Genomic DNA, 19809 nt, shown 5'->3' with positions numbered 1-19809 from the left:
ACATTGCAGGGGTATTTTTATAAGATGCATATAAAATACATCATTAAAGTAACATCAGAAGGAAGCTGCTATGCTCGACGCCCAAACCATCGCTACCGTGAAAGCCACAATCCCCCTGCTGGTTGAAACGGGTCCTAAACTGACCGCTCATTTCTACGATCGCATGTTCGCGCATAACCCGGAGCTCAAAGAGATTTTCAACATGAGCAACCAGCGTAACGGCGATCAGCGCGAAGCACTGTTTAACGCTATTGCCGCCTATGCCAGCAACATCGAAAACCTGCCGGCTCTGCTGCCTGCGGTGGAAAAAATCGCCCAGAAGCACACCAGCTTCCAGATCAAACCTGAGCAGTACAACATCGTGGGCAGTCACCTGCTGGCAACCCTGGACGAAATGTTCAGCCCGGGCCAGGAAGTGCTGGATGCCTGGGGTAAGGCATACGGCGTGCTGGCAAACGTGTTCATCAACCGTGAAGCGCAGATCTACAGCGAAAACGCCAGCAAGAATGGCGGCTGGGAAGGCACGCGTGCTTTCAGCATTGTTGAGAAAACCCCGCGCAGCGCACTGATCACCAGCTTTGAGTTTGAGCCGGTGGACGGCCAGCCAGTTGCCGATTACCAGCCGGGGCAGTATCTGGGCGTCTGGCTGAAGCCTGAAGGCTTCCCGCACCAGGAGATTCGCCAGTACTCCCTGACCCGCAAGCCAGACGGCAAAGGCTATCGCATTGCGGTTAAACGTGAGGAAGGCGGTCAGGTATCCAGCTGGCTGCATAACGTCGCCAGCGTGGGTGATATCGTTCATCTGGCCGCGCCAGCGGGTGATTTCTTTATGGCGGTGGAATCGGGTACCCCGGTGACGCTGATTTCCGCAGGTGTTGGTCAAACGCCAATGCTGGCGATGCTGGATACGCTGGCAAAATCAAACCACAGCGCGCAGGTTAACTGGTTCCACGCGGCCGAAAACGGTGATGTGCACGCCTTTGCAGATGAAGTGAAAGCGCTCGGAGCGGGTCTGCCACACTTTACCGCGCATACCTGGTATCGTTTACCCACGGAAGCTGACCGCGCAGCGGCACGTTTTGACAGCGAAGGCCTGATGAATTTAGGGCAGCACGAAGGTGCGTTTAGCGCACCGGGGATGCAGTTCTACGTGTGTGGACCGGTAGCGTTTATGCAGTATGCCGCGAAGCAGCTGGTAGACCTGGGCGTGAACAAAGACAACATTCATTACGAATGTTTCGGCCCGCATAAAGTGCTGTAATCGCCCGGCGGCGCTGCGCTTGCACGGACCTGCGAAGGGTTCTGTAGGCCGGGTAAGCGCAGCGCCACCCGGCAAGAATGTTAAATCGCCGCGTCGTCTTCTTCGCCGGTACGGATACGGATCACGCGCGCCACGTCAAAGACGAAGATTTTCCCGTCGCCAATTTTACCGGTCTGCGCCGTGCGGATGATGGTATCCACACAGGTATCGACGATATCATCGCTCACCACGATCTCGATTTTCACTTTCGGCAGAAAGTCCACCATGTACTCTGCGCCACGGTATAGCTCGGTGTGGCCCTTCTGACGACCAAAACCTTTCACTTCAGTTACGGTCATCCCGGTGATGCCTACTTCTGCCAGCGCTTCACGTACATCATCCAGTTTGAAAGGTTTAATAATCGCATCAATTTTTTTCATGGTGGGTCCTTAAACTCTTGCCAGTAAGCAGCCTCGTAATCGGTTGCTCACAGTATCATATTCAGGCGAATTTTGCGGTATTACTCTTTAAAATCGTTCGCTTCCAGCTCGTGGCGTGAGAGCAATTTATAGAACTCGGTACGGTTACGCCCGGCCATGCGCGCCGCGTGGGTCACGTTGCCTTTGGTGATTTGCAGCAGCTTGCGCAGATAGTTCAGCTCGAACTGATTTCGCGCTTCCGCAAATGTCGGTAAGGCCGTGTTTTCCCCCTCGAGCGCCTGCTCCACCAGCGCATCGCTGATCACCGGCGATGACGTCAACGCCACGCACTGCTCAATCACGTTCACCAGCTGGCGTACGTTACCCGGCCAGCTTGCGGTCATCAGGCGTTTCATCGCATCGGTGGAGAACGCGCGCACAAACGGTTTGTGGCGGTCAGCGGCCTGGCGCAATAGGTGATTTGCCAGCAGCGGGATGTCTTCCGCACGCTCGGCCAGCGCCGGGATTTTCAGGTTGACGACATTCAGTCGATAGTAGAGATCTTCGCGGAACTCGTTGCGCGCCATCACCTTGGGTAAATCACGGTGGGTGGCGGAAATAATACGCACGTTGATATCGATATCGCGGTTGCTGCCAAGCGGACGCACTTTCCGCTCCTGCAACACGCGCAGCAATTTGACCTGCAGCGGCGCGGGCATATCGCCAATTTCATCAAGGAACAGCGTGCCCCCCTCAGCCGCCTGGAACAGCCCTTCACGGCTGCTCACCGCGCCGGTAAAGGCGCCGCGGGCATGGCCGAAGAGCTCTGATTCGAGCAGCTGTTCCGGCAACGCGCCACAGTTAATGGCAATAAAAGCATTTTTACTGCGCGGGCTGGCGTTGTGGATCGCCTGGGCGAGGATCTCTTTCCCGGTCCCGCTCTGGCCGTTGATCAGCACGCTAACGTCGGATTGCGCCACCATCCGCGCCTGTTCCAGCAGGCGCAGCATTACAGGGCTACGCGTCACGATGGATTCACGCCAGGCGTCGTCGCCGGATGGCGCCGCGTGCTCAAGGGCGCTGTCGATCGCTTTATAGAGGGCGTCTTTATCCACCGGTTTGGTGAGGAAGCTGAATACCCCCTGCTGCGTCGCGGCCACCGCATCAGGAATAGATCCGTGAGCGGTGAGGATAATCACCGGCATCCCGGGCTGCTGCTTCTGGATCTCCGTGAACAGTTGCAGGCCATCCATTTCATCCATGCGCAAATCGCTGATCACCAGATCGATTTTCTCACGGCTGAGCACCTTCAGCCCCTCCTGCCCGCTTTCAGCGGTGACCACGCTGTAGCCTTCGCTGACCAGACGCATCCCCAGCAGCTTTAACAGCCCGGGATCGTCATCCACCAGTAACAGATGGGCAGGTTTACGGCTTGTCATGGCTTCACATCCTCTTGTTTCGGCATCTCACTGTCTGGCGTCGTGGCAGAGTTGCCTTTCGACCCATCGGGCAGATAGCTGCCTGCCGGCTTACGCGTCGAGAGCTGTCTTTCGATATCGGTCAGATTTTCAAGCTTGCGGGTGGTGGTATCCAGCTGCTCGCGCAGCGACTCCTGCTGCTGGCGAAGCGCATCAAGCTCGCTGTCGCTCGACTGCTGCAATTTGCTGTAGCGGAAACGCTCTTCGGACAGCTGTAATTGCAGGGTTTGTCCGTCCCGCCAGAGCTGATAGACCGGGCGCACCTGGGGGGGAATATTGATCACGTAAGTATCCAGCCGCGTCACGTTGGCGCGGCGTTCGACAGGCGTGATTCTGGCATCCGCCATCACGATCCCGCGTTTAAACGCGTCCTGCCAGGTATCGTCCACCAGCATCGCCGCCTGGGCACGGGCCTCAGCGGGCGCCAGCCGCTGGGCGCAGTCTATTCCGCGCAGCCAGAACAGCGGATTGGATTCAACATCACGCCCCGACAGGCTCCAGATATCATCGCAACGTGTTGAAAGGAAATCGGCCAGCTGTTTTTGCGGCCATTTATCTTCCTGTTTGTGGCTAATTGCACTTTTCGGTGCATGGGTTACACAGCCTGCCAGCAGTAAGCAGGGCAGGCTGAGGCGCACATTTTTGCTGGAAAACACCGCGCGCAGTGCGCGGTAAAAGACGTGTGACATACTCACAAGGTTGTTATTCATTTCATTGATTTTTCCGGCTCAAGAGGCAGTTCGATACGAAAACAGACATCGGCGCGTTCATCACTCACGATGTTAAGCTCACCCTGCATGCGTCGTATGCAGTCGCGGGCAATACTCAGCCCCAGACCACTTCCTTTTACCGCACCTTTTCGCTGATGACTCCCCTGGAAGAAGGGTTCAAAGATCATCGTTTTTTCATCATCCGGAATCGGGCTTCCGGTATTCGCTACGTCAATAAATACCCGCGAACCGTTGTTATTGCTTCTGATATAAATGGTACCGGATTCAGTACCATAGTGCACCGCATTGGAATAAAGATTATCCAGTACGCTCATTAACAGCATCGGTTCTGCAAGACAGGCTGGCGCGTTGAGTTCCACCTGGGTATGCATCATTTTAGCTCTTGCTGGCAGGCTATGGGCGGAGATCACCATGTCCACCAGCGGTTCAATCTCAACGCTTTCAAGCACCACAGCACCATCCGCCAGCTTGCGGTTATAGTCCAGCAGTTGTTCAATAAGCTTTTGTAAATTGCGGCTGCTGGCATCCAGAATCGCCACGATCTCTTTTTGCTCAGGGGTTAACGGCCCCGCCACTTCGTCGGCCAGCAGTTCCGTACCTTCACGCATGCTGGCCAGCGGCGTTTTGAGTTCGTGTGAGATATGGCGCAGGAACTGGTGGCGCTGCGATTCCAGCCACGCCAGGCGCTCTGAAAGCCAGATGATGCGTTGACCGACCGAGCGCAGCTCGCGCGGGCCTTTAAAAACGACCGTATCCCCGAGAGATTTACCCTCCCCCAGGCGGTTAATCATCCGCTGGATCCCCTTCACGGGGCCGATGATCATGCGGGTAAAGAGCAGCACCAGCCCCAGGCTGACGAGGAACAGCACCAGCGCCTGCCAGCCGAAGAACTGGCCGCGCTCGGCAATCTCCTGCTGGAGCTGCTGACCACGGGAAAAGATAACCGTACGGGTGGACTGAACCATCTCCGTATTGGCGTTCGCGAAGGCTTCAAGTCGGGCGGCGGCGGCGGCATCAGGACCGCTGTTTTTGCACTGGAGCTGCGCCAGATCGTTCAGATCCTGACGCAGCGCCTGATAGAGTTTGTCATCTGGCAGCACCCCGGCGTGGGCGTCCAGCATTTCGCTGTAGCGTTTACGCTGGTTCTGATAGACCCTCTCCAGCGTGCGATCGTCCAGCACGCAGTACTGGCGATAGCTACGCTCCATCTCAAGCGCGGCGTTGGTCATCGCCTCGCTACGGCGAGCATCAATAAGCGTGGTGCGGTTAGTCAGGGCCGCCTGGGCACTTAACGCGTTCAGGCTTTGCCAGGCCTGCCAGGCCAGAACCAGCAAAGGTAGTAGGATCAGCAGGAAGGCCATCATAACGAGCTGTCGCAGGGAGCGAGGGAAAGCGGGCCAGCGTTTCAACACATTACTCTCTTCATCCGGGTTTGAGGAGAGCGTAACTGAGTCTGCCCTTCAGATACAACAAAGCCGGGTAAAAACCCGGCTTTGTCATGGAATAAGGCGGTGCCTAACTCGACGTTTCGCCCTGGCCTGATAAAGCATTGCAATAATCAGTAGTTGGACGGCAGGCACCTTTTTGTGCGTCATTCGAAGTTTATGTAGCACGTCCCGAAGGGGCTGACATAAGAAGGTGAATGAGCCACTGGTTACTATTATGCAACACGCGTGCCAGATTGCAAAAATTAATGATATCCTTATGATTAGTAATATTTTTATTATCAAAACGTATTGATTGTTACGTGAATGATTTCCAGGCTAAGTGTCGCTATTAAGCAACACCTTAACGGGAACCTGTCCTGCCGCATATAAATCAACAGGTTAAATGTCTCCTTTTGGAGACACTCAGACCAGAGAGTTGTCGCGATTTTGCGACAGAGACAAAAAAGCCCGGTGGCGCTCGCGCTTACCGGGCCTACAGTCAGGGCGTTGAAACTTAACCTAGTTGTTTACGTGCGTTGCGGAAAATGCGCATCCACGGGCTGTCCTCGCCCCAGTTTTCCGGGTGCCAGGAGTTGCTCACGGTACGGAAGACACGCTCCGGGTGCGGCATCATAATCGTCACCCGACCGCTTTCGCTGGTGACCGCGGTAATGCCATTTGCCGAACCGTTCGGGTTAGCCGGATAGGTTTCGGTGACCTTGCCAAAGTTATCAACAAAGCGCAGCGCCACCAGTCCTTTGCTTTCAAGCTGAGCCAGGTGCGCCGCATCACGGACTTCAACCTGACCTTCACCGTGCGAAACCGCGATTGGCATCTGCGAACCGACCATCCCCTGCAACAGCAGGGACGGGCTTTGGGTTACTTCTACCAGGCTGAAGCGCGCTTCAAAGCGGTCAGACTGGTTACGCACAAAGCGCGGCCAGGCTTCGCTGCCCGGGATCAGCTCGCGCAGGTTAGACATCATCTGGCAGCCGTTACACACCCCCAGCGCCAGCGTCTGCGGACGGTGGAAGAAGGTTTCAAACTCGTCACGTACGCGGCTGTTGAACAGGATGGACTTCGCCCAGCCTTCGCCCGCGCCCAGCACGTCACCGTAGGAGAACCCCCCGCAGGCTACCAGTGCCTGGAAATCATCCAGCCCGGTACGCCCTGCCAGCAGGTCGCTCATGTGGACGTCGATGGCGTCAAAGCCCGCCCGGTGGAAGGCCGCTGCCATCTCAACGTGGGAGTTAACGCCCTGTTCGCGCAGCACGGCCACTTTAGGACGCGCACCGGTCGCAATGTACGGCGCGGCAATGTCTTCGTTGATGTCGAAGGTGAGCTTCACGTTCAGGCCAGGATCGTTGTCGTTCGCCTTCGCGTTATGCTCCTGATCGGCACATTCCGGGTTGTCACGCAGGCGCTGCATCTGCCAGGTGGTTTCCGCCCACCACATACGCAACGTGGTGCGGCTTTCGCTGAACACCGGGTGGCCGTCGGCTTCAATCACGAAACGGTCGCCCTGCACCGCTTTACCGAGATAGTGCACGCAGTCTGCCAGACCGTGCTGCGCCAGAATCGCTTCCACCGCGTCGCGATCTGCGGCGCGTACCTGAATGACGGCACCCAGCTCTTCGTTAAACAGCGCCGCCAGGCGGTCTTCACCAAGCGTTGCAATGTTTGCTTCAACGCCGCAGTGGCCGGTGAAGGCCATCTCTGCCAGCGTCACCAGCAGGCCGCCATCGGAACGATCATGGTAGGCAAGCAGCTTACGCTGCGCCACCAGCGCCTGAATTGCGTCGTAGAAGCCTTTCAACTGTGCGACGTCCCGCACGTCGGCTGGCTTTTCGCCGAGCTGGCGGTAAACCTGTGCCAGCGCGGTGGCACCCAGCGCGTTATGGCCTTTGCCGAGGTCAATCAGCAGCAGGGCGTTATCTTCAGTGGAAAGCTGCGGCGTAACGGTATGACGCACGTCTTCCACGCGCGCAAACGCGGTGATCACCAGCGACAGAGGCGAAGTCATCTCGCGCTGCTCGCTGCCTTCCTGCCAGCGGGTTTTCATCGACATGGAGTCTTTACCCACCGGAATGGTCAGGCCGAGCGCAGGACACAGCTCTTCACCCACCGCTTTTACCGCTTCGTACAGGCCCGCGTCTTCGCCAGGGTGACCGGCAGCGGCCATCCAGTTCGCGGAAAGTTTGATGCGTTTGATGTCGCCAATCTGCGTCGCGGCGATATTGGTCAGCGCTTCACCGACCGCCAGACGGGCAGAAGCGGCGAAGTCCAGCAGAGCCACCGGGGTGCGTTCACCCAGCGCCATCGCTTCGCCGTAGTAGCTGTCGAGGCTCGCGGTGGTCACGGCGCAGTTAGCGACCGGGATCTGCCACGGGCCGACCATCTGATCGCGTGACACCATACCGGTCACGGTACGGTCGCCGATGGTGACCAGGAAGGTTTTCTCCGCCACCGCAGGCAGGTGCAGCACGCGGTTAACCGCTTCCGCCACAATAATGCCCTGACGATCCAGCGCTTTACCCGCCGCTTTGCGGGTTGTAACGTCGCGGGTCATCTTCGGCGTTTTGCCGAGAAGCACGTCGAGCGGCAGATCGATCGGCTGGTTGTCGAAATGGGTATCACTGAGAGTCAGGTGCTGCTCTTCGGTAGCTTCACCGATGACGGCATACGGCGCGCGCTCGCGGCGGCACAGCTCGTCAAACAGCGGCAGCTGATCGGCAGCAACCGCCAGCACGTAGCGCTCCTGGGATTCGTTACACCAGATTTCCAGCGGGCTCATGCCTGGCTCATCGCTCAGGATATCGCGCAGGTTGAAGCGCCCGCCGCGACCGCCGTCGCTCACCAGCTCAGGCATGGCGTTAGAGAGCCCACCCGCGCCCACGTCGTGGATAAACAGAATCGGGTTGGCATCGCCGAGCTGCCAGCAGCGGTCGATCACTTCCTGACAGCGGCGCTCCATTTCCGGGTTGTCGCGCTGCACGGACGCGAAGTCGAGATCCGCATCAGACTGGCCGGAAGCCATAGACGAGGCTGCACCACCGCCCAGACCAATGTTCATGGCCGGGCCGCCGAGCACGATCAGCTTCGCGCCCACGACGATCTCACCTTTTTGCACGTGATCGGCGCGAATGTTGCCGATCCCGCCCGCCAGCATGATGGGTTTGTGGTAGCCGCGCAGCTCTTCGCCGTTGTGGCTGTCCACTTTCTCTTCGTAGGTACGGAAGTAACCGTTCAGCGCCGGACGACCAAATTCATTGTTGAACGCCGCGCCGCCCAGCGGGCCTTCGGTCATGATATCCAGCGCGGTCACAATGCGCTCTGGCTTGCCGAAATCTTCTTCCCACGGCTGTTCAAAGCCCGGGATACGCAGGTTGGAAACGGAGAAACCGACCAGACCCGCTTTTGGTTTCGCGCCGCGACCGGTCGCACCTTCGTCACGGATTTCACCGCCGGAACCGGTCGCCGCACCCGGCCACGGAGAGATGGCCGTCGGGTGGTTGTGGGTTTCCACTTTCATCAGGATATGCGCAGGCTCCTGGTGGAAGTCATAGCGCCCTGCTTCGCGGTCGGCGAAGAAGCGGCCCACCTCGGAACCTTCCATCACCGCGGCGTTGTCTTTATAGGCAGACAGCACGTGGTCAGGGGTTTGCTCCATGGTGTTTTTGATCATTTTGAACAGCGACTTCGGCTGCTGTTCGCCGTCGATAATCCAGTCGGCGTTGAAAATTTTGTGGCGGCAGTGCTCGGAGTTGGCCTGCGCGAACATATACAGTTCGATGTCGTTCGGGTTGCGATTCAGCTTAACGAATGCATCCTGAAGGTAGTCGATTTCATCTTCTGCGAGCGCCAGACCAAGACGCAGGTTTGCGTCGATCAGCGCCTGACGCCCCTGCCCCAGCAGATCCACGCTCTGTACCGGCGCAGGCTGATGGTGGAAGAACAGTTTCTGCGCATCATCCAGAGAGTCAAACACGCTCTCCATCATGCGGTCGTGCAGCTCCGCTGTGACGGCCTGCCACTGCGCGTCGCTCAGGGTTGACGCTTCCACATAGTACGCCACGCCGCGCTCCAGACGGTTAATCTGGCTCAGGCCGCAGTTGTGAGCGATGTCGGTGGCTTTGGAAGACCAGGGGGAGATGGTGCCAGGACGTGGCGTGGCGAGGATTAATTTGCCGGTCGGCGTATGGCTGCTCAGGCTTGGGCCATATTTAAGCAGACTTTCCAGCTGTACGCGCTCCTCTGCATTCAGGGGGGCATTCAGGTCAGCAAAATGGACATACTCAGCGTAAATATTGCTTACCGGAAGGTCGGCCGCCTGAAAACGTGCCAGCAGTTTATTAATACGGAAGGCAGACAGTGCAGGCGAACCACGCAGAATTTCCATCATAAGTCTCTCGTCTTCGAAGCGCCGGGGCGCTTACAGTGTGCGCAAGGGGGGAAAACGGGCGTCATTATAGAGAATCCTGAGCGCTGACGAAACCGTTTGCGTCGAAATAAAATCATCCTTTTTGTTTAACAATAGATGTGACCTGTCTCTCTAATTGGTTGCCAACTGGCGCTACTTTGCGCAAAATGCCGCTCAATCAATGGCAAACTCTACTCTTAACATGACTACAGCACACTGAGGCAACCGGCGTCGCAGAGAATTAACTAATTGAAAAAATTAAAGATTAATTATCTGCTCATCGGCATTGTTACGTTGCTGCTGGCAGTGGCCTTCTGGCCGTCTATCCCCTGGTTCGGCAAAGCCGAAAACCGTATCGCCGCCATTCAGGAGCGGGGGGAGTTGCGCGTCAGTACCCTCTCCTCTCCGCTTATATACGACGATATCAACGGTAAAACCATTGGTCTTGATTACGAACTGGCACAGCTGTTTGCGGACTATCTGGGCGTGAAGCTGAAAGTCACCGTGCGGCAGAACATCAACCAGCTGTTTGATGATTTAGACCATGACCGTGCCGATATTCTCGCCGCAGGTCTGGTGTACAACAGCGAACGCAGCAAAAATTATCAGCCGGGCCCGACCTATTACTCTGTGTCGCAGCAGGTGGTTTATCGTGTGGGTAGCTTGCGCCCGCGCTCACTGGCCGACATTACCGACCAGCAATTGACCATTGCGCCAGGCCATGTGGTGATTGACGATCTGCGGGCGTTGAAAGAGAACAAATACCCGAACCTCAGCTGGACGGTCGATCCTAAACTCGGCACTACCGAATTGCTGGAGCAGGTAAAAGATAAAAAGCTGGCCTATACCATTGCTGATTCGGTGGCGATCAGCCTTTTCCAGCGCGTTCATCCTGAAATCGCCGTGGCGCTGGATGTGACCGATGAACAGCCGGTAACCTGGTTTACCCAGTTAGACGACGATCAAACCGTCTCTGCGGCTATGCTCGATTTCTTTAATTCCATCAATGAAGACGGCACCCTGGCGCGTCTGGAAGAGAAATATCTCGGTCACGGTGACGATTTTGATTACGTTGACACCCGCTCCTTCCTGCGCGCGGTGGATAGCGTGCTGCCGGACCTGCAACCGCTGTTCGAGAAGTACGCTCAGGAGATTGACTGGAAGTTACTGGCGGCAATTTCCTACCAGGAATCGCACTGGGATGCTCAGGCCACCTCCCCCACGGGCGTGCGCGGGTTGATGATGCTGACCAAAAATACCGCGCAGAGCCTCGGCATTAGCGATCGAACCGATGCGGAACAGAGCATCAGCGGCGGCGCGCAATATTTACAGGATATGATGGCGAAAGTGCCGGAGACGGTCCCTGAAGGGGAGCGGATCTGGTTTGCGCTGGCCGCCTATAACATGGGTTATGCCCATATGCTCGACGCGCGGACGCTGACGGCAAAAACCAAAGGTAACCCGGACAGCTGGTCAGATGTAAAACAGCGCCTGCCGCTGCTTAGCCAGAAACAGTGGTACCAGAAGCTGACGTACGGCTATGCGCGCGGGCATGAAGCGTATGCCTACGTGGAAAATATTCGTAAGTATCAGATAAGCCTGGTGGGATATCTGCTGGAGAAAGAAAAAGAGGCTGCCGAGGCGCAACAGCTGGCTGAAAGCTATCCGGTGGTCGCACCGGACGAGCTTAATCACCCTGCGGTTTCAATTCTGCCTTTTGTTGCTTTTTCTGCAGCCGACGCATTCGAAAAAAGTCACTTAACAGACCCGAACATTCTGGTGCAAGTACCCCGCCGATAGTTTTCACCTGGTGGTTCATCCCCGGATGCCCAAGCACGTCCATCAGTGAACCAGCAGCGCCTGTTTTTTCATCCCGCGCACCAAACACCAGCGTACCGATTCGGCTATGCACCATCGCCCCGGAGCACATCACGCACGGTTCAAGGGTGACGTACAGGGTGGTATCAAGCAGACGATAGTTTTGCAGCACCAGCCCGCCCTGACGCAGCGCCATAATTTCAGCATGCGCGGTAGGATCGTGACGGCCAATCGGACGGTTCCACCCTTCACCAATTACCTGATTGTTATGGACCAGCACCGCGCCCACGGGAACTTCGCCCTCTTCCCAGGCGCGCTGAGCCAGCGCCAGCGCGTGGCGCATCCAGTATTCATGATTGTGTTCAGGGTTGGACAAGGGCTGATACTCCAGTCGAAAAGCGGGCGGCATTATACACAGCCGGTACAGATAAGACTATTCGAGTTGCTGAAGTTCGCCCAGAGGCGTGACGCGCCAGCGGTGCTGGCAAAAATAGAGCAGCGGGTTGTCCTGCTTGCTGTCGCTGTAGCCGCTGTACAGACGCAGCGGCGTACCGATGCGTTTCTCCAGCTGCACCACTTTTTCATGTCCGAGGCAACGCAGGGTGAGCACCCAGCCGCCGTAGCCGCGCGCGATCTGCGTGGCGATAAGGTTTACGCGCGGCAGCCAGGGCGTATCATAATAGACCTGCTCCACCAGCGTCTGCGGGGAGCCGGTAATCAGCCAGATATCGGCATCGTTGGCGTCGAGATAGCTGGTCAGGCGCGCCTGGACCACGGGAAACGCGGCGACGTGCCCGCGAAACCAGTGGGCAAAATCCTGTTCAAGCTGCTTAAGACGCGCTTCGCTATGACCAAACGTGCATCCCCAGAGCAGCAGGCTCATCGGCCAGCGCGCTGAACGGCCTTTCACCAGTAGCGCGATGCCAATAACGGGTAACAGGGGCAATACCAGCAACGCGTTAAGGGGCTGGCGCCGCAGCAGATAGCGCATAAAGGTGCCGAACATATCCTGCTGATGCAGCGTTCCATCCAGATCAAAAAAGACAACGCGACGCTCGTGATTTGCCAAACCTTACTCCTCTGGGTCGTTGAATCCTAATAGCCAGGTAAACAGGAACCCGGCGATCACCGCTACCAGATAGCCTAACAGATAGAGCATCACTTTTCCGGTCACGATGGTTAATGCCAGCGGTAAACCGGAAATCCCGAAGGTGATAACGGTCGCCACTTTCCAGTAGCTAATCAACGCCCCGCCCACCGCGCCACCGAGACAGGCGGCCAGGAACGGCTTGCCCAGCGGCAGCGTAACGCCGAAAATCAGCGGCTCGCCGATACCGAGCAACCCGACCGGCAACGCCCCTTTAATGACCTTTTTCAGACGTGCGTTGCGGGTTTTCATCAGCACCGCGATGGCCGCGCCGACCTGCCCAACGCCCGCCATCGACAGGATCGGCAGCAGGGCGTTATAGCCGTGCGCCTGTACCAGTTCGACGTGGATCGGCACCAGCCCCTGATGCAGACCGGTCAGCACTAACGGCAGGAAGGTTCCGGACAGCACAGCCCCCACCAATAACCCACCGCGATCGATAGCCAGAGACGCGCCGTGGGCGATGGCTTCAGAGATGGCGCCGCCTAACGGTTGCAGCGCCACAATCGCCACGCTCCCGGTAATCAATGTGGTCAGCAGCGGGTTGAGGATCAGCTCAATCGAGCCTGGCAGCACCGCGCGCAGCTTTTTCTCGATCCAGCACATCAGAATGACCACCAGCAGCACGGCAATCACCCCGCCGCGGCCAGGCTGAAGCGCCTCGCCAAACAGCGTAATCTGCGCCAGCTGCGGGCTGGAGAGGATACCCGCCATAACGCCGCCCATCGCCAGCGAGCCGCCAAACACTTTGGCCGTGTTCACCCCCACCAGAATGTTCATGATGGCAAACACCGCGCTGCCGAAAATCGCCAGAATACCCAGCAGGTTCGGATACTGCGTGGCAAAATCCCCGACAATATCCGGACGCTTAAGAATATTGATAATCCCGGTGATCAGCCCCGACGCGATAAACGCCGGGATCAGCGGAATAAAGACGTTAGCCAGTTGGCGCAGCGCATCGCTCATAGGGGCTTTGTATTTGGCTTTCGCCTGCGCTTTGGTGCGTTCCGCATCGTCAAAGGCGGGAGCCGTTTCACCGCCCGTCATCAGGGCGCGCATGGCATCTACCACCTGCGCCGCTTTGCCCGGACCGACAATCAACTGGTGCTGTTGCCCCTGCTTAACGTACCCGCTCACGCCGGGAAGCTGCTTAAGGCGCGTCAAATCAAGCTGTTCGTCGTTATGCACCTCGACGCGAACACGCGTCATACAGTTCTCAAGACGCTGAATATTTTTTTCCCCACCGATCCCGAGCAGGATGTCGCTGGCGAGCGCTGCTGTTTTGTCCATACACGCCTCTTATTGGTGTTCTAATGCCGCCCGTAAAAACCCGTGATGGGCTTCGAGTCTGGCTCTGGCCGCGGCTGCATCCAGCCCGGTTAATATCATCAGAATGGCGGGTTTTACATCGTGATCGGTCTGCTGAAGCACCTTTTCCGCCTCTTCACGACTGGCACCTGTCGCTTCCATCACCATGCGACACGCTCTGTCCACCAGCTTGATGTTAGTGGCCTGCATATCCACCATCAGGTTTTGGTAGACCTTGCCAAATTTCACCATCGCGCCGGTGGAGATCATATTGAGCACCAGCTTCTGCGCGGTACCCGACTTCAGCCGTGTGGAGCCGGTGAGCGCTTCCGGCCCGACGACCGGAGAGATGGCAATGGCGGCCACCTGCGCAATCGGCGAGCCCGGGTTACAGGAGATGGCCACTGTGGTGCACCCGGTCTGTCTGGCATATTCCAGTCCACCAATGACGTACGGCGTACGACCAGAAGCCGCCAGGCCGACCACCAGATCCTGCGCGGTCAGGTTTAGCGCCCTGAGATCATCTTCCCCAAGCTGTTTATTGTCTTCTGCCCCTTCTACCGCTTTCAGCAGCGCGCCGGGGCCACCGGCAATCAGGCCAACGACCAGCCCGTGCGGAACGCCAAAAGTCGGCGGACATTCTGAGGCATCCAGCACCCCGAGGCGCCCGCTGGTTCCCGCTCCCATATAAATAATGCGTCCTCCTGCTTTCAGAGCGTCGGCAGCGGCGTCTACGGCTTTTGCTACCTCAGGCAATGTCTCTTTGACTGCCAGCGCGACGAGGGTATCCTGTTGATTAAAGCGGTTTACCAGCTCCAGCGTGGACAGTGCATCAAGATCCATGGTTTGCGGGTTACGCGTTTCAGAAACAAGAGAGCCAAGATTCATGTTATTTACCTCTGGAATTTTTAATTCATAATAAACGCACTATAATGGAATATAAAATTCATTCAGGCGAGCAAAATTCGTATTTGCGCGGGTAATCACATTTTCGCCAGGAGACCGTATGAACTGTTTAATTCGTATTCGTCAGCGCTACGCAGGGTTTGCCCAGAGTGATAAAAAGCTGGCGGATTTTTTACTTTCTCAGCCCGATCGCGCGCGACACCTCAGCTCCCAGCAGCTGGCAGGCGAAGCCGGAGTGAGTCAGTCGAGCGTGGTGAAATTCGCCCAGAAAATAGGCTATAAGGGCTTTCCGGCGCTAAAGCTGGCGATCAGTGAAGCACTGGTGAGCAACCCGAATCCGCAGTCAATGCCGGTGCATAACCAGATCCGTGGCGACGATCCGATGCGTCTGGTGGGCGAAAAGCTGATCAAGGAGAACGTGGCGGCAATGCATGCCACGCTGGATGTGAACACGGAAGAGAAGCTGCTGGAAAGCGTAGCCATGCTTCGCGACGCGCGGCGCATTGTGTTGACCGGGATCGGCGCCTCCGGACTGGTTGCGCGTAACTTTGGCTGGAAGCTGACAAAAATCGGCTATAACGCCATCGTTGAACAGGATATGCACGCGCTGCTGGCGACCGTGCAGGCCATGGATCCTGACGATTTACTGCTGGCCATCTCCTATTCCGGCGAGCGACGTGAAATTAATATGGCCACTGACGAAGCCCTGCGCGTAGGGGGAAAAATTCTGGCGATTACCGGATTTAGCCCGAATGCGCTCCAGCAACGGGCAACCCGCTGTCTGTATACCATTGCCGAGGAACAGGCCACTCGCAGCGCGGCGATTTCGTCGACGAGTGCGCAGATGATGCTGACGGACCTGCTGTTTATGGCGCTGGTTCAGCAGGATCTGGAGCGTGCGCCAGAACGTATTCGGCACAGCGAAGAGCTGGTAAAAAAACTGGTTTGAACAACGAATGAGCGTATAATGCCCGCCCTGTTTGTGATGTTTCTGAGAATTTCCTGATGGCGCTGTTAATCACCAAAAAATGCATCAACTGCGATATGTGCGAACCCGAATGCCCGAACCAGGCGATTTCGATGGGCGACAGCATTTATGAGATTTACAGCGACCGCTGCACCGAATGCATCGGCCACTATGAAACGCCGACCTGCCAGAAGGTGTGCCCAATTCCCAATACGATCTTAAAAGATCCGGCACACGTCGAGAATGAAGAACAGTTGTGGGATAAGTTTGTCCTGATGCACCATGCGGACAAAATTTAACTCTCAATAATCACCGTCGCACAGGCATAGTGGCGTTCATCTGCAAGCGTTACGTGCATGTGCGCCACGCCCAGCTTTTCCGCCAGCTTAAGCGCCTCGCCCCATAAACGCAGACGTGGCTTACCCAGCTCATCGTTAAACACTTCAAACTGGTTAAACGCCAGGCCGTTACGAATGCCCGTGCCGAACGCTTTCGCCGCCGCCTCTTTTACCGCGAAGCGCTTTGCCAGAAAGCGCACCGGCTGTTGATGCGCCTCCCAGATAGCCCATTCGTTATCGCTCAGCACGCGTCTTGCGAGGCGATCGCCGCTGCGGGCGATCACCGCTTCAATGCGGGCTATTTCGACGATGTCGGTGCCTAAGCCCAGAATAGCCATTACTGACGCGCTTCCAGCATCAGGCGCTTCATCTCGGACACCGCCTCTTTCAGGCCGCTCATCACCGCACGACCAATAATGGCGTGGCCAATGTTCAGCTCATGCATTTCCGGCAGGGCAGCAATGGCTTTTACGTTGTGATAGGTCAGGCCGTGTCCGGCGTTAACCTTCAGTCCCAGGCTCGCGGCGTAGGTTGCCGCTTTGGCGATTCGCTCCAGCTCTTTCGCCTGCGCTGCGTCGTTTTCGGCATCGGCATAGCAGCCGGTGTGAATTTCAATATACGGCGCACCCACATCGGCAGCGGCTTTAATCTGGGTGAAATCAGCGTCGATAAATAAAGATACCAGGATACCGGCATCCGCCAGGCGTTTGCAGGCATCGCGCATTTTGTCGAGCTGCCCGGCCACATCGAGACCGCCTTCGGTGGTCACTTCCTGACGCTTTTCCGGCACCAGGCAGCAGAAATGCGGTTTAGTCTCGCAGGCAATCGCCAGCATCTCTTCTGTCACCGCCATCTCCAGGTTCATGCGGGTATCCAGCGTCTGACGCAGGATGCGCACGTCGCGGTCAGTGATGTGGCGACGATCTTCACGCAGGTGGACGGTAATGCCGTCGGCGCCAGCCTGCTCAGCGATAAATGCCGCCTGAACCGGATCGGGATACGCGGTACCGCGTGCATTACGTAACGTGGCGATGTGATCGATATTGACGCCTAACAGTAATTCAGCCATGACAATCCTCGGTATTTTTGGTCATTTACCTTCTCCCTCTCCCTCCGGGAGAGGGCTGGGGTGAGGGGTAAAACATTAGCGTTTCGGCATAAACTGCCTGAATAATTCGCGGCTCTTTAAAGGTTTGCCCCCAAGATACGGCTTGAGCGCGATTCGGGTAAAGCGTTTTGCCGCACGCAGGGTGTCGGCGTCCGGGAACTCGCGTTCATACAGTGCTCTGAGCTGGCGCCCGGTAAAAGTGCTGTTATCGACGACGACACTGGCAATAAAGCCCTTTTCCTCACGATAGCGATAGGTCATGGTGTCTTCTACCTCGTCTCCGCTTCCTGCACAGTGCAGAAAATCAACGCCGTAACCAAGGTGCCCGAGCAGCGCCAGTTCGAAACGACGCAGCACAGGCTCAGGGGTGCCGGTTGCGCCAGCAAGTGCCTGAATACAGTGCAGGTAATCAAAGAAAAGTTCAGAGAAGCGGGTCTCATGTTCAAGAACCCGTGAAATGAGTTCGTTGACATACAAACCGCTGTAGAGCGTGATACCAGAAAGAGGAAGCGCCAGGGAGACGGCTTCAGCACTGCGCAGGGTTTTGACTTCCCCTCGCCCGCCAAAGCGGACCAGCAGCGGGGTGAAAGGCTGCAAGGCACCTTTCAGATTAGAACGTCTGGAACGTGCGCCTTTGGCAACAAGGCGCACGCGACCGGACTCTTCCGTGAAGACGTCCAGCATCAGGCTGGTTTCGCTCCAGGGACGACTATGCAGGACAAAGGCGCGCTGCCATCCATCCATATGCTCGTCGTCTTAGGTTACTGATCTTCGCCGTAACCGAGGCTGCGCAGCGCACGCTCATCATCGGCCCAGCCAGATTTCACTTTCACCCACAGTTCCAGGTGAACCGGTGCTTCAAACATGTCCATCATGTCTTTACGGGCTTCGATTCCGATAGTTTTGATCTTGGCACCTTTATTGCCGATCACCATCTTCTTCTGCCCTTCTCGCTCAACGAGGATCAGACCGTTAATATCGTAGCCGCCACGCTCGTTGCTCTGGAAACGCTCGATCTCCACCGTCACAGAGTACGGCAGTTCAGCGCCCAGGAAACGCATCAGCTTCTCACGGATGATTTCAGACGCCATAAAACGCTGAGAGCGATCGGTGATGTAGTCTTCCGGGAAGTGATGAGTCGCTTCCGGCAGATGTTTACGCACGATGCCCGCGATGGTATCGACGTTCAGACCCGTTTCCGCAGACAGCGGGACGATGTCCAGGAAGTTCATCTGGCTGCCCAGCCATTGCAGATGCGGCAGCAGATCGGCTTTTTCCTGCACGTTGTCCACTTTATTGACCGCGAGGATCACCGGCGTTTTGCCGTCACGCAGCTTGTTCAGGACCATTTCGTCGTCTGGCGTCCAGCGGGTGCCTTCCACAACGAAAATCACCAGCTCTACATCGCCAATGGAGCTGCTCGCCGCCTTGTTCATCAGACGGTTGATGGCACGCTTCTCTTCCATGTGCAGGCCCGGGGTATCGACGTAGATCGCCTGATAAGCGCCTTCAGTATGGATACCGACGATGCGGTGACGCGTGGTCTGCGCCTTACGCGAGGTAATGGAAATCTTCTGTCCAAGCAGATTATTCAACAGGGTGGATTTACCAACGTTCGGACGTCCGACGATGGCAATAAATCCGCAATACGTTTTTTCTTCGCTCATTCCAGCTCCAGCATTTTTAACGCCTGTTCGGCGGCAGCCTGTTCAGCCTTACGACGGCTTGAACCCGTGCCGACCACCGGTTCACTCAGGCCACTGACCTGGCAATGGATGGTAAATTCCTGATCGTGCGCTTCGCCACGTACCTGCACCACCAGATAGGATGGCAGCGGGAGGTGACGACCCTGCAAATATTCTTGCAGACGCGTTTTCGGATCTTTTTGTTTATCGCCCGGGCTGATTTCGTCCAGACGGGTCTGATACCAGTTCAGGATCATCTTTTCTACGGTCTGGATATCGCTGTCCAGGAACACGCCACCGATTAAAGCCTCGACCGTATCGGCAAGAATGGATTCACGACGGAACCCACCACTTTTCAGCTCACCCGGCCCCAGACGCAGACACTCACCCAGCTCAAACTCGCGTGCGATTTCAGCGAGGGTGTTGCCACGCACCAGCGTGGCGCGCATGCGGCTCATATCACCTTCATCCACACGCGGAAAACGATGATAAAGCGCATTTGCAATCACGAAACTTAAAATAGAGTCGCCTAAAAACTCGAGACGCTCATTATGTTTGCTGCTGGCACTGCGATGGGTTAATGCCTGTTGCAACAACTCCTGATGATGAAAAGTGTAGCCCAGCTTCCGTTGAAGCCGATTAATTACGATGGGGTTCATGCGATACCAATAAATGAATGCGTCAAAAATGCAGCACACGAAACCGACCTGAGAAAACCAACGCGGTTTCGTGTGCCGTGGCACCCTTGCAGGGCCAACCTTAAACTTCGGGGGAATATTCTATACGCAACGACAGGGGATGTCGTTAGTTCAAAGAG

At 56.6% G+C, this 19809-nt stretch carries 18 protein-coding genes; 4 read left to right on the top strand and 14 right to left on the bottom strand.

Translation table 11 applies throughout. The features are described 5' to 3' along the window. Positions 1-70: 70 nt before the first annotated feature. A complete protein-coding gene (hmpA, locus tag INF86_RS13910; RefSeq protein WP_126503536.1) occupies positions 71-1261 on the top strand; it encodes an NO-inducible flavohemoprotein in 1191 nt (396 codons plus the stop codon). 80 nt (positions 1262-1341) lie between these two features. Here the strand turns inward: hmpA and glnB are convergent, their stop codons facing one another. The 5 genes from glnB to purL form a co-directional block, all read right to left on the bottom strand. Further along, positions 1342-1680 carry a nitrogen regulatory protein P-II gene (gene glnB, locus INF86_RS13905; protein WP_003860685.1) on the bottom strand — a complete coding sequence of 113 codons (339 nt, stop codon included), beginning with the start codon at positions 1678-1680 and terminating at the stop codon, positions 1342-1344. A gap of 80 nt (positions 1681-1760) precedes the next feature. Further along, a complete protein-coding gene (gene glrR / locus INF86_RS13900) occupies positions 1761-3098 on the bottom strand; it encodes a two-component system response regulator GlrR (protein ID WP_015572150.1) in 1338 nt (445 codons plus the stop codon). Next, entirely contained in the window at positions 3095-3847 is a 753-nt protein-coding gene (gene qseG / locus INF86_RS13895) for a two-component system QseEF-associated lipoprotein QseG (protein ID WP_022649028.1), read from the bottom strand. Before qseG ends, glrR begins: the two co-directional genes overlap by 4 nt. Beyond that, on the bottom strand, positions 3844-5277 hold the full coding sequence (gene qseE, locus INF86_RS13890) for a two component system sensor histidine kinase QseE/GlrK (RefSeq protein ID WP_032622390.1): 1434 nt from the start codon (positions 5275-5277) through the stop codon (positions 3844-3846). The genes qseG and qseE overlap by 4 nt, the downstream gene beginning before the upstream one ends. 532 nt (positions 5278-5809) lie before the next feature. Next, the gene (purL, locus tag INF86_RS13885; RefSeq protein WP_193543619.1) at positions 5810-9697 is read right to left on the bottom strand and encodes a phosphoribosylformylglycinamidine synthase; all 3888 of its coding nucleotides are present in this window, start codon (positions 9695-9697) and stop codon (positions 5810-5812) included. 267 nt (positions 9698-9964) lie between these two features. Here purL and mltF point away from each other — a divergent pair, with 267 nt between their 5' ends. After that, on the top strand, positions 9965-11515 hold the full coding sequence (gene mltF, locus INF86_RS13880; RefSeq protein ID WP_193543618.1) for a membrane-bound lytic murein transglycosylase MltF: 1551 nt from the start codon (positions 9965-9967) through the stop codon (positions 11513-11515). Here mltF and tadA read toward each other — a convergent pair. The 4 genes from tadA to murQ are packed head-to-tail and all read right to left on the bottom strand — an operon-like array spanning position 11403 to position 14876. After that, the gene (gene tadA, locus INF86_RS13875; RefSeq protein ID WP_023300729.1) at positions 11403-11942 is read right to left on the bottom strand and encodes a tRNA adenosine(34) deaminase TadA; all 540 of its coding nucleotides are present in this window, start codon (positions 11940-11942) and stop codon (positions 11403-11405) included. The genes mltF and tadA overlap by 113 nt on opposite strands. 24 nt (positions 11943-11966) lie before the next feature. After that, positions 11967-12602: a phosphatidylglycerophosphatase C gene (yfhb, locus tag INF86_RS13870; RefSeq protein WP_022649033.1), complete on the bottom strand. Its 636-nt coding sequence runs from the start codon at positions 12600-12602 to the stop codon at positions 11967-11969. Positions 12603-12605: 3 nt separating this feature from the next. Beyond that, entirely contained in the window at positions 12606-13970 is a 1365-nt protein-coding gene (locus INF86_RS13865; protein ID WP_023306720.1) for a PTS transporter subunit EIIC, read from the bottom strand. 9 nt (positions 13971-13979) lie between these two features. Then, the gene (gene murQ / locus INF86_RS13860; protein ID WP_023306721.1) at positions 13980-14876 is read right to left on the bottom strand and encodes an N-acetylmuramic acid 6-phosphate etherase; all 897 of its coding nucleotides are present in this window, start codon (positions 14874-14876) and stop codon (positions 13980-13982) included. Between the two features lie 118 nt (positions 14877-14994). Here murQ and INF86_RS13855 point away from each other — a divergent pair, with 118 nt between their 5' ends. After that, entirely contained in the window at positions 14995-15843 is an 849-nt protein-coding gene (locus INF86_RS13855; protein WP_023300733.1) for a MurR/RpiR family transcriptional regulator, read from the top strand. A 56-nt stretch (positions 15844-15899) separates the two neighbouring features. Next, positions 15900-16160: a YfhL family 4Fe-4S dicluster ferredoxin gene (locus INF86_RS13850; RefSeq protein ID WP_193543617.1), complete on the top strand. Its 261-nt coding sequence runs from the start codon at positions 15900-15902 to the stop codon at positions 16158-16160. On the opposite strand, the gene acpS is transcribed toward INF86_RS13850, so the two are convergent. The 5 genes from acpS to rnc all read right to left on the bottom strand — a co-directional run bounded on the left by acpS (position 16157) and on the right by rnc (position 19651). Beyond that, positions 16157-16537, bottom strand: coding sequence for a holo-ACP synthase (gene acpS / locus INF86_RS13845; protein ID WP_015572144.1), 381 nt, complete (start codon positions 16535-16537; stop codon positions 16157-16159). The two genes, INF86_RS13850 and acpS, sit on opposite strands and share 4 nt — an antisense overlap. Continuing rightward, positions 16537-17268, bottom strand: coding sequence for a pyridoxine 5'-phosphate synthase (gene pdxJ, locus INF86_RS13840; protein WP_015572143.1), 732 nt, complete (start codon positions 17266-17268; stop codon positions 16537-16539). The genes acpS and pdxJ overlap by 1 nt, the downstream gene beginning before the upstream one ends. A gap of 75 nt (positions 17269-17343) precedes the next feature. Continuing rightward, entirely contained in the window at positions 17344-18051 is a 708-nt protein-coding gene (gene recO, locus INF86_RS13835; RefSeq protein WP_015572142.1) for a DNA repair protein RecO, read from the bottom strand. A gap of 17 nt (positions 18052-18068) precedes the next feature. Beyond that, complete coding sequence (gene era / locus INF86_RS13830; RefSeq protein ID WP_022649038.1) at positions 18069-18974, bottom strand: GTPase Era; 906 nt, start codon at positions 18972-18974, stop codon at positions 18069-18071. Further along, the gene (rnc, locus tag INF86_RS13825; protein WP_023300736.1) at positions 18971-19651 is read right to left on the bottom strand and encodes a ribonuclease III; all 681 of its coding nucleotides are present in this window, start codon (positions 19649-19651) and stop codon (positions 18971-18973) included. Before rnc ends, era begins: the two co-directional genes overlap by 4 nt. Between the last annotated feature and the right edge of the window lie 158 nt (positions 19652-19809).

The sequence above is a fragment of the Enterobacter cloacae complex sp. I1M genome (genome assembly GCF_014982425.1).
GTDB lineage: Bacteria > Pseudomonadota > Gammaproteobacteria > Enterobacterales > Enterobacteriaceae > Enterobacter > Enterobacter intestinihominis.
This window is presented reverse-complemented; position numbering and strand designations above follow the sequence as displayed.